The sequence below is a fragment of the Candidatus Paceibacterota bacterium genome (assembly GCA_028718635.1).
GTDB lineage: Bacteria > Patescibacteriota > Minisyncoccia > Phycocordibacterales > UBA9973 > UBA9973.
This window is the reverse complement of sequence record JAQULK010000001.1, coordinates 1-12,999: the sequence shown is the minus strand read 5'-3', so window position 1 is coordinate 12,999 and position 12,999 is coordinate 1. Positions and strand designations below refer to the sequence as shown.

The window sequence follows — 12,999 nt, the reverse complement described above, 5'->3', positions numbered from 1 at the left end:
GAAAAAAAACGCCTTAGGGGTATAATTGACCTATGGTTACCAAGCATTTTTTTAAGGTTTTGACGATTTTTGCATCAATGATAATTCTTGGGATTATTGTCCTTTTGGCTACGGATTATTTTGGCGAACAGGCAGTGCAGGCGACGGACACGGACGATCAAGTTCAGGTTGCAAAATAAAAGCTATATGGTATATTGATGATATCCCCACACTTAAATATAAGTGTTTGGGTAAACCGCAGAGAAAACAGGCGAACAATAAGTCCTGTTTAGTGGGTCGATAGTCCTTCAACCTAAATGGGTTTCAGGATAAATCTTGCGGCCAAAAGCCGTTTTTTTAATTTATAAAAAACAATGTTACAAAAAACAAAAAAAGAGGAAATGATCAAGGATTTGGAAGGAGTAATAAAAAACTCTGAATCCTTAGTCTTTGTCAATTTCCATGGTTTGAAAGTGAGCGATGAAACGATGCTTCGAAAGAGCCTCCGAGATCAAGGAGTAAATTACAAAGTTTCTAGAAAAACGTTGCTCGCTCGCGCACTCAAAGGCAAAGCGGAAGGAGAGATCCCAGAGCTTGCCGGAGAAGTCGCTATCGCTTACTCCAAGGATGCTATTTCCTCACCGCGTGAAGTATATAATTTTCAAAAAACTCACAAAGGAGCAGTTAGTATTTTGGGAGGTATTTTTGGAGGTAAATTTGTCGATAGTTCCTACATGATGGAACTTGCCACGATACCTAGCAGGGAAGTCTTACTTTCCAAGATTGCATTCTTGCTCAAATCTCCTATGCAACGCTTGGCTCTGGCTGTGAACGAAGTAGCGAAGAAAAGATAGTATTATTAATTTATTAATTAAAACTTTTAAAACATATGTCAAAATTTGATTCATTTATGAAAGATCTCGAGAGCGCATCAGTCTTGGAACTCAATGACTTGGTGAAGGCAATCGAGGAAAAGTTTGGAGTATCAGCTGCAGCTGTCGCAGTCGCTGGTCCTGCTGCTGCCGCAGAAGCAGTCGAAGAGAAAGACTCATTCAGCGTTGTTCTTGCCTCCGCTGGTGAACAGAAAATTGCTGTGATGAAAGTCGTCAAAGAAGCATTGGGTCTCGGACTTAAAGACGCTAAAGATTTGGTAGATGCTGCTCCTTCAAACTTGAAAGATGGAATGAAGAAAGCGGAAGCTGAAGATCTAAAGAAAAAGATTGAAGACGCAGGAGGAAAAGTCGAGCTTAAATAAAAATACTCGACTTTTCGGCCGGAAGCGCGACGGCGCTGAGGCGGGGGCTGCACAAAATTCTAGCAAGAATTTATGTGTGGCCAAAGTCGAGCTTAAATAGTCTCAAAATAATATCTAGGCAAGGTCTAGCACTAAAAAAGGAAGCAAGGCTTCCTTTTTTTAGTGCCTGCAGGGTAGTGAGCTGTGCTCTACTACCTTGTGGATAAATTAATAGTAAATTAATGTCAGAAGCTTTATAATCAGAAATATGAAGAAATATACATTATATTTATCTATATTTACTTTATTCCTAATTTTAATAGGTCTTTTAAGTTTTAATACTAAATTGGCGGACGCTTATGATTCTGGCTGTATTGGGAATGCTCTATATAGTATAACGACAGGACAGCTTTGCAGTGTATCTTCGTATGATTATTCCAACTACGGTTATGGCTGTACTTCAGCTGGGCCATACAATATCATTACCGGACAGCTTTGTTCTGGTTCGCAGTATGGTTATTCTAATTATAGTTATGGTTGCACTTCGGACGGTCCATTCAATATTATTACTGGGCAGCTTTGCTCTGGTGCAACATCTCAATATCCTTACACTTATCCTTATTACAATCAGGTTCCGGTTATCTCTGGAATTAGTGGACCACAATCATTAAATGTAAATCAAATGGGAACTTGGACAGTAAGAGTTTCTAATTCTAATTTATATAGTGGAAATCTTACTTACTCAGTCAATTGGGGAGATCAGCCGATTTATGTATATGGAGTAAATAGTTCTTATATTTATCCTCCTCAGCAAAGTGCGACATTTACCCATACTTATATGCAGGCAGGAACATATAATCCGACATTTACTGTAACAAACAGCAGTGGACAAAGTGCTAGTTCTAGTTTGAGTGTTGTAGTGGGTGGATATACAAGTTCTACTCCTCCTTTTATTTCTTCAATTTCAACTTCTTCTGGGCGAGTCGGAACTCAAGTCACGATATATGGCACAGGTTTTAATAATAATTATGCTTCCAATAATGCGATTAATTTCGGTATGAGCATAATTCCAAATGCGTATTCTTCCAATAATACCAGCATGACCTTCACCGTTCCCACGTATACGAATTCAGCTTGTCTTTATTCTACTCCAGCCTGTGTTATCCCTCAGTATCAAATTATTCCTGGTACTTATCCTATTTTTGTCACTAATACAAATGGAATTTCGAACGTGGTTTATTTCACAGTGACTTACTAAATTAGAAAATAAGTAAAAATAAGGAAAGTTTTTAAAAATTGCTAGGTCTTGCCTAGCAATTTTTTGCTTGTTTTTTATTAAAAAAGTATTAAAATATCTAGATGGAAATTCTAGCAAAGATATTAGGCAGTTCGGCACGCGTGAAAATAATGCGGCTTTTTTTACTAAATAGGAGCAAGGGTTTCAGCAATAAAGAGGTGGCAAAAAGAAGCAGAGTAGGCCAAAGTGTTGCTCGCAAGGAACTCAGGCTTCTCTCCTCGGTTGGTTTTATTAAAAAACGTTCCGCTACTTCTCCGGAGTGGTATTTCAATACTCAATTTAAATATGGTGAAGAGTTTAAAAATTTATTGCTTAATTTAGATACTTTAAACAAGCAAACCATTTTAAATAATTTTAAAAAAGTTGGTAAAACCAAACTTATAATCATTTCCGGGATTTTTATAAAAAATGACGACAGCCGGGTAGACATACTTATCGTCGGAGATAAGATGAAAAGAAGCAAAATAGAAGAGGGAATTAAGAAAATTGAAGCAGAAATAGGAACCGAGCTCGTTTATGCTCTCTTTGACACAAAAGAGTTTATTTATAGGCTGAATATGTATGATAAATTGATTCGGGATATTTTAGACTACCCTCACGAGGTGGTTTTGCAGGCAAAAGAGTTATCTCCCACACTTATCTTAAAGACGTTGTAAACAAAGCTCCTTCGGAGCATCTTTAAGATAAGTGTGGGAGTTATCCACACAGTTGATTTGCAAGGCTTAATGAAAAATTTAAAACTGTTATAATATTGAGTAGGACTTTAATAAGGTCGAAACTTAATAAAGCATTATTATTAGTAATTTCAGCAATAAAAAGCTGATCCACTTTAGTGGAAATTATAAATTTATGAGTAACATTTGGCTTTCATGGGGTGATGTTTTTAATGCATCCCTTCAAGGTTTATGGTTTGGTTTCGTACAGTTTGCTCCTAGACTTGTGGTCGCAATTGTGTTTTTTGTAATAGGTTGGTTTTTGGGTTCTTTGATTGCAAAAGCTATCGAACAAGTATTTAGCAGTCTAAAGATAGATAGTCTTTTTAAGACTATTGGAGCAGATAATTTCTTAAAAAAAGCTGGAGTAAATCTTAATTCCGGATATTTTATAGGACAAGTAGTAAGATGGTTTGTAATAATCGTTTTCCTTCTTCCTTCCCTTAATCTAGTTGGCTTGAGTGACGTCTCTTCTTTCTTAGGGGGTACTGTGCTTGGATTCTTGCCTCAGGTTGTAATTGCCGCTTTTGTTTTGATTATTGCTGCAGTTGTTTCTGAAGGTCTTTCAAAGGCAGTGTTGGCTACAGCAAAAGCTATGGGTTTGAAAGCAGCTAATATGTTCGCTACTGTTGCGAAGTATGCTGTCTGGGTATTTGCTATCATTATCGCGCTTGGCAAACTAGGACTCGGAGACTATATGAGTATCCTTTTCTCAGGAATAATCGCAATGTTGGCTTTGGGTGGTGCCTTGGCTTTCGGTTTGGGTGGCAAGGATGCAGCTGCACGATTCATCAACAAGCTTGGTGAGGAAGTTCGCAGTTAATTCATAAAGATTTTAAGAATAGTTTAACCAAAAAGATGCTCTAAACAAACGGGCATCTTTTTGGTTGTTCCTAAACATAAACTTTGTTTGAGAGTATTGCCAACTTTGATTCTACATACTATAGTTAGTATATATGTTTATATTTATTCTGCTTGTAGTAGTTGGATTATTCGTAGTTTTTGCCTATTTTAAAAGAAAATATTTTAATAAGATTAATCGCATTTTTAATGTCAAAAATGCTGAGTAAAAAAATATTTCAATTTCTTTTTGTTTTTATTCTCATTGTGGGATGGGTTTTTTCTGGTTGGTCGCCGATTTGGCAGAATCCCCGAGTGCCGCCGCAAACAGAACAAGCAGAAGCCGCTGGAGCTAAAATGCTTCTTTTTTGGGATGGAGCAGACGCTCCTAGCGGATGGAGCGTGGTAACTACTTTTGATGGAAAATTTCCTCGTGGAGAAGCGGTGGCTAATTTTGGCGTGAGTGGTGGGAATAGCTCTCATACTCCCACAGTATCTAATGTTACCTATAGTACTCCTTCTACTGGACAGGCTACGGCTTTGTTTAGTACTTGTTCTACTTATGGCCATAGCCACGCGTCTCTTTCGGTAACTGTTGGTTCTGCCGATAACCTTCCGGCTTTTTATAGTTATAAACTCATTCAATATGATGCGGGTATTCCTGTTTCTATTCCTGCTGGCGCGATTGCTATTTTTGACGGGGCTCTTCCGGCTGGTTGGACTGATCAATCAAGCGCGGTTAATAATAAAATGATAAGAATTAATTCTACTGCTGGCGCGGGCGGTTCGGATAGCCACACACATTCTCTTACTTGGAGCTCACTTATAACTTCAAGCGGTAGTAGCAGTAGTTGCGGCGTGGCTAGCAATGCCGATGCTAATGTAAATCATACCCATACAGCTCCGGCGCAAACCGCAACAGCGGGTGTGAATGCTTTGCCACCCTATATTCAGGTTATAATCGCAAAAGCTGATGCCAACACAGCTTCCTTGCCAAATGGTTTAATAGCTATGTTTGATGGCGATCCGGGTTCAAGCTGGACAGTAAAGTCGGCTAGCGGCGGTCCGTTTTATCAGCAATTTATTAGAGGATATACGAGTTATAATGGGACGTCGCAAGGGGCGACGACTCATAATCACGCGAATGAAACAAGTGGATCTTCGGGTGCGGCTAGCGCTACATCTGGTGGAAGTGTCACAAGTGGAACTTCGGCTGCCGGATCTTCCCATACACATACACTTACAGCATCTTTTAATAGCGGAACAGACAATATGCCGCAGTATTTTAATGTGGTATATGCCAAGAAAAACACAAATATAGCTCCGAATGTGCCATCACAAGAATTACCGAACAATAATGCTACGGGCGTCTCAACCACTCCGACTTTTACAATGACCGCGACTGATCCTGATCCAGATCATCTTAGCTATAAAGTAACGATTTATTCTAACAGTGGCTGCACTTCTATTGTTGGGAGTGCGCATGACCAATCTACGAATTCCACCGGCTGGACAGACACGGATGCCAATTGCACCAGTAACCCAACTTCCTGTTATAATTCCGGCACACAAGGAAGCTTTGCTTTGCAGTCGGCCGATGCCTTGTCTTACAGTACCCAATATTGGTGGAAAGTGTCAGCTAAAGACCCTGACGGATTAGGCACTTTTACTGATTCATCGACCTGCAATACTTTTACTACCTTAGCAGCAGTTGTTTCTGTTACAATCTCTAGCAACGGAACGATTAGTTATGGCGCTCTGCCGGCTGGCACCAGCAAAAGTACAATCCAGCTTGGCACTACCCCAGTTGCCAAAAATGATGGCAATGTAACGGAAACTTTCAATATAAAAGGACAAAACACCGCTTGCCCGTGGACACTTGCCACCAGCACTGGTTCTGAGCAGTATAAGCACGAATTTTCCACTAATGGCGGCACAGGTTGGACGGCACTTACAACAAGCTACCAAACCTTAGTTACGGGTGTTGTAGCTAATAGCACACAAAATACTGATTTGCGTATTACAGTACCAACGGCGACGAACTGTTACACCTCGCAATCTGCCGATGTAATTATTCAGGCCACACAATAATAGATTTGTGGATACCACTTGATTATGTGATATACTATGAATAGGTCGAACCAGAATTAATTAAAATCAATTAATATTTATCATTGGGTATGACAACCAAAATTAACATAAGGAAATTCATTACTACAAGCGGCATCTTGAGTTTAGCGGGTATGCTTGTCGCATATTCGGTGGCTTTTGCATCCACAACGGCGACAGTTGCGGCTACGGTGACAGTGCAGAATATTTCGGTTTCTGTTTCTGATGGTAGTGTCGCTTATGGGACACTTGGGCAGAATACCACACAGGATACCTGTACCGGACAGTTGAACGACCTGCAAACTGTTACCAATAATGGCAACGTAAACGAAGACTTTGCTATCAAGGGGCAGGATTCCAGTAATTGGACACTGGCAGCCACAGCGGGCAGCGATCAATATGTGCAAAAGTTCAAGAATGGCGCTTGCGCTACTTTTTCGGATGGCACTGCACTCACGACTTCCAATCAAAGCCTTGCCACTGGCATAGCGTCGAGCGAGACAGCGAGCTTGAATTTGCAGATTAATACCCCGAATCCTTCGACCGTATTTACCCAGCAAAGCGTTGACGTGACCATTACAGCCACTGCCTCATAATTCTGTTAGAAGTCTAATGATAAAACGAATAAGTCGTATAGTGTTTTGCTTCTAACGAGACAGGGCTGGGTGATTTTTATCAATTACAAATTTTATGGCGGGTATTAAATCTACAACAAAGTTTTTTATTTTTCTCGCGCTGATCTTGATTCTTCCAATGGCAGTTTTTGCAAAAATTGGCGTCGGGGTTGGATTGGGAAAAATTCATTTAGACGAGCCGCTCAGAGCCGGCGGGATTTATAATTTGCCTTCGCTTCCGGTTTTAAATACCGGCGATGAACCATCGGATTATGCGGTTGGGGTTGACTACTTTCAAGATCAAGAAACGCGGTCAGATATGGGACTACGACCGGCTGCAGAGTGGTTTCATTTTGAGCCGCAGTCGTTTCATCTTGAGCCTGGCAATGTCCAGATGGTAAAAATTACTTTAACTCTCCCTACAAAAGATATTAAGCCCGTAAATTATTTTGCTTATCTTGAAGCTCATCCGGTGAAAAAATCTGAAGCCGGTGTAACGGCGGTAAATATTGCCGCCGCGACTAAACTTTGGTTTACGGTAGCTCCATCAAATATCTTTCAAGGAATTTATTACAGATTTATAACTTTATATTCGCACTATCATCCATGGGATACTATTGTTTTGGCGGTAATTTTTGTCGCGGCCTTACTTCGGTTTGTTTCAAAAAAGTTTAAATTTCAAATAGCGAGGAAGTGAAATTTTAGAGATGAATGAAAAACAATCAATCAATTATTTATTTTTTATTTTTCATCCTCGTTTTTGGAGGTATATTTTTTATTTCTCATAAATTTAGTTTTGCCGCTGGCGATGCCACGATTGATGCGACAGTTAAAATCGCAGTTTGTGGCAATAATATTCGAGAAGATTACGAAGAGTGCGATGGTTCCAATCTAAACAACCAGAGTTGTGTCACTAAGGGATTTTCCGGTGGCACTTTAAGTTGCAAGGCCGATTGTGTTTTTAATACTTCTGCCTGCACTAGCGCGTCGCCTCCTTCCAGTGGCGGTAGTGGCGGGTACAGAGAGAGAGTGTCACAAACCGCCGTCAATTTTAGTGGTAGAGCGTATCCTAAAAGCACAGTGACTATTCTTAAAGATGCTCAGATTGCCGCAATGACCATTGCTGATGCCAACGCTAATTTTTCTGTTACCATAAGTGAACTTTCCGTTGGTAATTATATTTTCAGTGTTTATTCCGAAGATGATAAAGGTAATCGATCCCCTCTTTTAACATTTCCAGTGAGTGTTACCTCTAGAGTTACAACCAATATTAGTAGTATCTTTATCGCTCCATCCATCGCAGTTGATAAAAGTGAAGTAAAAAGGGGTGAAAATGTTGCGATTTTTGGCCAAACAGTGCCGCAGGCGGATATTACTATCACAATTAATTCAGATGAAGAATATTACGGAAAAACACTTGCCGATGCCAGTGGCGCCTATTTGTATAATTTTGACACATCTCAGCTTGACATGGGACAGCATTACGCGAAATCTAAAGCCGCACTTTCCGGCACCTTTAGTCCTTTTAGCAAAGTATTGGGTTTTACCGTTGGTACAAAAACGGTTTTAGTGAAACCGACAAAAGCGCTAAAAGGCGATATGAGTGGCGACGGACGCGTGAATCTTGTTGATTTTTCTATTGCCGCTTATTGGCACAAACGAGCTAATCCACCCGCCTCGGTCGATCTTAATGGCGACGGTAAAGTTGACCTAATTGATTTCAGCATTATGGCGTTTTATTGGACAGGATAAAAATATGATCAAAATTCAAAAAAAAATTATTATTTTACTTTCCACCTTCTCTTTTCTATTTTCCGGGCCTTTTGTTTTTGCCGCCGAAATTTCTTTTAACACGAAAGTTCAAGAAGTGGCGGTTGGTCAGCAATTCCAGATGGAGATGCTGTTAAATACCGACAATGAGGCAATCAATGCCATTGAAGGGGAAATAACATTTCCAATCGATCTTCTGGAATTGGAAGAAGTACGAGACGCAAACTCAATAGTTAACTTTTGGGTTGATAAACCGAAAATTGAATCTGATGGTCAGATCGCTTTTTCTGGAATAATCCCGGGCGGTTATCAGGGCCCGCGGGGATTACTGTTTACCTTGATATTTGTTTCAAAAAAAGAAGGTCAAGCCACGATTGAACTTCATGAAGCGAAAACTTTGCTCAATGACGGCAAAGGCACCGAAGCATTACTTTCAATTTCTCCTTACCAATTTACTATTTCTCAAGCGGCAAGAGTATCATCGGTTTCTTCAATTATTGACAAAGAACCGCCCGAATCATTTGCGCCAGCGATTGCGCAGAATCCTGCAATAGCCAACGGAAAATGGTTTTTGGTATTCGCCACTCAAGACAAAAGATTGGGAATTGACCACTATGAGATAAAAGAAACACAGCAGAGATTTTTGGATATATTTTCAAAATGGATCTCTAGAGAATCTCCTTATATTTTACAAGATCAAGAATTGAGAAGTTATGTTTTTGTGAAAGCGGTTGATAAAGCGGGCAACGAAAGAATAGTGAAAATCAATCCGCGAAATCCACTTGGATGGTACGAAAATTACGAGAATTGGCTTATAATCATATTAGGACTTGCCATTGCCTATACGATTAAAAAATTTTTATGGAGGAGATATTTAAAAAAATAAAAAGTTTATTAATTGGCAACGCATTGCTATTCGTAATTTCTAGTATTTTGCCCGCGACTACTCAGGCGACAAGTTGAAATAGTTTAACCGAAAAAGATGTCAACATAGAAAGTTGTTCAGTTAACCTTCAAGGGTGACACTGTGGATAAATAATAATTCAGTTTCTCGACCGGAACCATGCCATTTAAATATTTTCCTAAATGGATTCTTTCGTGATTGTAAAAGTGCAGATACTCTTCGAGCGTTTTCCAAGTTCTTCTAGGATTAAGATAATGTTCTTGATCAATCACTCCATGGGCTCTCTCCACTGCTCCATCCCAAGTAGGAGATGATTTTGGAATGAAATAATGAGCGATGCCTTTTTCCACCAAATATTTGTGAAAATCTCCTCGATTTTCACTGCCATTGTCGCTTTGAATTCCGAGAATCTTAAATGGAAAATTTTGTTCAGCCAAAAAGGAAAGCGTTAATGGTATCTTCGGCAGTCATGGTAGTCGTTACCACTGCGAATTGCATTCCAGTATAAATATCAATGAATGTGCGCTGGTATTGACGCATATTGTCTTCCCAAACATATTTGGCATCCATTTGCACTACATCTCCCGGAACCCTTGGAATCACAGCATCTTTGATTGGTGCATACCATTGTAATTTCTTTTGAGGACGAAAGATGAGATTTTTCTTTTTGTAGAATTTGTAAATAGCAGTAGTTGAAATATTTACGTTAAATCTTCTTTTAATTAGAAGTTTCATTTTAAGTGGTCCATAATTAATTTTCATTTTTTGTTCTGAAATGAATATTTTAATCTCTCCTTTGATTTTTGTTTCCGGATGTTCTTTTTTTGAAGTATGGGCTCTGCTTCCCAGATCTTTTTCTCTCCACTTGTAATATGTCTTCCGTGAAATGAAATACAAATCACAAACCTCATCTACTGTCTTGCCTGTTTTCTCTACCAAGAAATACCACTTTTGCCTTACTTTTGTTTCATACGCACACTTTTGATTTTTGTTGGCCATAGATGCTTTTCAGCTTTCGCCCTTTAAAATATTAATAGTTAACCTTTGTCACCCCAATCTATCATATTTGTCACCTCATATGGTTAACTGTACAGTTTTTTGACATTTTTTAAGCAGGGTTTATAATGGATTTAATGAAAAAGAAGATAGCTAAAAAAGAAGAAGTTACAAACACAGATTTGGGTCGCATGATGCAAGGGTTGGGCTCAGGCATAAAGAGTCTTGATTTGCGAATATCAAGAATGGAAAGTTATATGAAAGAAGGTTTTACTTCTTTAGATAATAAAGTTGACCATATTGATGCCCGACTCTCAAACCAAATAGAGGGTCTTGGTCGCCGTATGGATGATTTCGCTGATAATAAAGTTTCCAGAATTACTTATAAAGAACTCGAGCACCGCGTGATAACCTTAGAATCAAAAGTTTTACCGAAAGCAAAAAAGTAATTATAAACTAGTCTAAATTATTAAAATTAAAATATAAAAATTTTTTATGAAAAAATATAAATTTGCGTTGTTTGTTTTTGTTTTTACTTTATTATTTACTTTTAGTTTAAAATCTGTTAGTGCTGTTACAGTTTCTTCTAATTGCACAATTAATAGTACTCTGCGAATTGGCTCAACTGGCGATGAGGTCGCTTGTTTACAGTTGCATTTAGGTTTAATTTCTGACGGAAAATTTGGAACTAGAACTCAAATAATAGTTAAGGCTTTTCAAGCTAATGCAGGATTAAAGGCTGACGGAGTAGTGGGTCCTAGATCAATAAAAGCTTTAGAGGTTTCTAATTCCGTCATTTCAACACCAGTAACTTCAAATTCAACATCTTCAACTTGCGTAAATGGGTATGATTCATCAACATTTTTTAAATGTGGTTGCACTTCAACTTCAGGATTTAGTTCAATAAGTGGTGAGCCTTGTTCAGTTTCTCCCATAATTATTACTAGTTTATCTCTATTACCAAATGCAAAAGTCGGAACCAAGTACGTATTTACTCCAATAGCAGTAGGTGGACTAAAAGATCTTGCGTGGAATAATTACGTTTGGTCAGTATCTTCTGGGAATTTACCCACTGGTTTAATAATGGCTGAGGGGTTGAGTATCTTGGGTACACCAACAACTAAAGGAACTTATAACTTTTCTTTAACTGCTTCAAACGGTTCGATTTCTGCTACAAAACAATTTACTTTAACAGTAGACTCGGCTACTACTTCAACTTGCTCAATTGGAGGTTTTGATTCAAATACTGGTTTTCGTTGCGGATGCACTTCGGCTACGGGGTTCAATTCAATTGATGGCTTACCTTGTTTCCCAACTCCCACACCAACACCTGTTCCAGTTTCAACTTGTTCAGTTGGTGGATTTGACTCAAACACTGGTTTTCGTTGTGGATGCACTTCAGTTTCTGGCTATAGTTCTGTAGATGGTGGTCCTTGTGGTAATGCTTCAAATTTCCGATCAGGTTGTACTTCCTACTCTGGTTTCAGTAGTGTTGATGGTTCGTCTTGTGCGGTTAATTAAGATTGAAAATAACATATTTTTTGCATAAAAGGCACCCTCTCGGGTGTCTTTTATGCTATCCACATGTTTATTAACATAATCCTTTTATATAAGTATTTGACATAATAAAGCTCTTAGTATAGACTAGTTTAATCAGTATGATAAACACAAGAAACAGTTTAAAAAGGCGGCGCTAATTGCAGACTTTCTTTTGTCTGTTGGCCGCCCGAAAGGCGGTTTTTTTGTCCCCGAACGAAAGCATGGCTTCGTACGGGGCAGGTGAAAAATCAGGACGAATGACACTTTGAAAATTTAATTTCTGTCCCAACGTTAGAGGGGTCTTTTTTGTTGGAGGCAGAAAAAAGCCAAAAAATATTTTAGTAGCGAGCGGTCGTGAAAGAATATTCTGTTAAACTTTGGCTTTGTTTTTCCGCTGAGATAAAAATCAGCGGTTTGTGATTTTCAAATTTCTTAACAGGAAATTTAAGGGCGTACGGTGGATGCCTAGACTTTAAGAGGCGATGAAGGACGTGGCGTTGCTGCGATAAGCTTCGGGGAGGTGCTTAGCAACCTTTGATCCGGAGATTTCCGAATGGGGAAACCCTATCAAGTAAACCTTGATAATTTTTATCTTTATGATAAAAGAGCATACCCTGGGAAGTGAAACATCTCAGTACCAGGAGGAAAAGAAAAAAATTTTATTTCCTTAGTAGCGGCGAGCGAAAAGGAAGAAGCCCAAACCTCTGTAGCAATACAGGGGGGTTGTAAGATGACAATATTTATTTATTTAAAGAGGAGTCAAAAAATAAGTTATTAGCTTAAGTTGCTGGAAAGCAACACCATAGGAGGTGATAGTCCCATGAGCGAAAATAATTTATCTCTTTTATTGTTATTCTTGAGTACCCCAGGACATGAGTGGCCGGGGGGAATCTAGCGGAACTAACCGCTAAGGCTAAATACTCTTAAAGATCGATAGTGAACTAGTACCGTGAGGGAAAGGTGAAAAGCAGCCCGATTAGGGCGGTGAAATAGACCTGAAACCG

Annotated in this window: 15 protein-coding genes and 1 rRNA gene; 14 read left to right on the top strand and 2 right to left on the bottom strand. The window is 39.0% G+C overall.

All coding sequences use genetic code 11. The annotated features are described in order from the left end of the window. Positions 1–32 precede the first annotated feature (32 nt). The 11 genes from PHT16_00080 to PHT16_00030 all read left to right on the top strand — a co-directional run bounded on the left by PHT16_00080 (position 33) and on the right by PHT16_00030 (position 9,442). A complete protein-coding gene (locus tag PHT16_00080) occupies positions 33–179 on the top strand; it encodes a hypothetical protein (protein MDD5720836.1) in 147 nt (48 codons plus the stop codon). A 174-nt stretch (positions 180–353) separates the two neighbouring features. Beyond that, the gene (rplJ, locus tag PHT16_00075) at positions 354–833 is read left to right on the top strand and encodes a 50S ribosomal protein L10 (protein ID MDD5720835.1); all 480 of its coding nucleotides are present in this window, start codon (positions 354–356) and stop codon (positions 831–833) included. A gap of 35 nt (positions 834–868) precedes the next feature. Continuing rightward, positions 869–1,234, top strand: a complete 366-nt coding sequence (gene rplL, locus PHT16_00070; protein ID MDD5720834.1) for a 50S ribosomal protein L7/L12 — start codon at positions 869–871, stop codon at positions 1,232–1,234. Between the two features lie 247 nt (positions 1,235–1,481). Then, positions 1,482–2,471: an IPT/TIG domain-containing protein gene (locus tag PHT16_00065; protein MDD5720833.1), complete on the top strand. Its 990-nt coding sequence runs from the start codon at positions 1,482–1,484 to the stop codon at positions 2,469–2,471. Positions 2,472–2,572: 101 nt separating this feature from the next. After that, positions 2,573–3,166: a hypothetical protein gene (locus tag PHT16_00060; GenBank protein ID MDD5720832.1), complete on the top strand. Its 594-nt coding sequence runs from the start codon at positions 2,573–2,575 to the stop codon at positions 3,164–3,166. 193 nt (positions 3,167–3,359) lie between these two features. Then, positions 3,360–4,046: a hypothetical protein gene (locus tag PHT16_00055; protein MDD5720831.1), complete on the top strand. Its 687-nt coding sequence runs from the start codon at positions 3,360–3,362 to the stop codon at positions 4,044–4,046. A 227-nt stretch (positions 4,047–4,273) separates the two neighbouring features. After that, positions 4,274–6,154, top strand: a complete 1,881-nt coding sequence (locus tag PHT16_00050) for a hypothetical protein (GenBank protein ID MDD5720830.1) — start codon at positions 4,274–4,276, stop codon at positions 6,152–6,154. Positions 6,155–6,243: 89 nt separating this feature from the next. After that, a complete protein-coding gene (locus tag PHT16_00045) occupies positions 6,244–6,768 on the top strand; it encodes a hypothetical protein (GenBank protein MDD5720829.1) in 525 nt (174 codons plus the stop codon). Between the two features lie 94 nt (positions 6,769–6,862). Beyond that, on the top strand, positions 6,863–7,483 hold the full coding sequence (locus tag PHT16_00040; GenBank protein MDD5720828.1) for a hypothetical protein: 621 nt from the start codon (positions 6,863–6,865) through the stop codon (positions 7,481–7,483). 14 nt (positions 7,484–7,497) lie between these two features. Then, on the top strand, positions 7,498–8,538 hold the full coding sequence (locus PHT16_00035) for an Ig-like domain-containing protein (protein MDD5720827.1): 1,041 nt from the start codon (positions 7,498–7,500) through the stop codon (positions 8,536–8,538). A 4-nt stretch (positions 8,539–8,542) separates the two neighbouring features. Continuing rightward, on the top strand, positions 8,543–9,442 hold the full coding sequence (locus tag PHT16_00030; GenBank protein MDD5720826.1) for a cohesin domain-containing protein: 900 nt from the start codon (positions 8,543–8,545) through the stop codon (positions 9,440–9,442). 116 nt (positions 9,443–9,558) lie between these two features. On the opposite strand, the gene PHT16_00025 is transcribed toward PHT16_00030, so the two are convergent. Both PHT16_00025 and PHT16_00020 read right to left on the bottom strand, forming a co-directional pair. After that, complete coding sequence (locus tag PHT16_00025; GenBank protein MDD5720825.1) at positions 9,559–9,897, bottom strand: hypothetical protein; 339 nt, start codon at positions 9,895–9,897, stop codon at positions 9,559–9,561. Continuing rightward, the gene (locus PHT16_00020) at positions 9,890–10,459 is read right to left on the bottom strand and encodes a hypothetical protein (GenBank protein ID MDD5720824.1); all 570 of its coding nucleotides are present in this window, start codon (positions 10,457–10,459) and stop codon (positions 9,890–9,892) included. Before PHT16_00020 ends, PHT16_00025 begins: the two co-directional genes overlap by 8 nt. A gap of 134 nt (positions 10,460–10,593) precedes the next feature. Here PHT16_00020 and PHT16_00015 point away from each other — a divergent pair, with 134 nt between their 5' ends. From PHT16_00015 to PHT16_00005, 3 genes are all read left to right on the top strand, one after another. Then, a complete protein-coding gene (locus PHT16_00015; protein ID MDD5720823.1) occupies positions 10,594–10,905 on the top strand; it encodes a hypothetical protein in 312 nt (103 codons plus the stop codon). Between the two features lie 46 nt (positions 10,906–10,951). Next, the gene (locus PHT16_00010; protein ID MDD5720822.1) at positions 10,952–11,977 is read left to right on the top strand and encodes a peptidoglycan-binding domain-containing protein; all 1,026 of its coding nucleotides are present in this window, start codon (positions 10,952–10,954) and stop codon (positions 11,975–11,977) included. Between the two features lie 451 nt (positions 11,978–12,428). Next, positions 12,429–12,999: ribosomal RNA gene (locus PHT16_00005) — 23S ribosomal RNA — on the top strand; the annotation flags it as partial.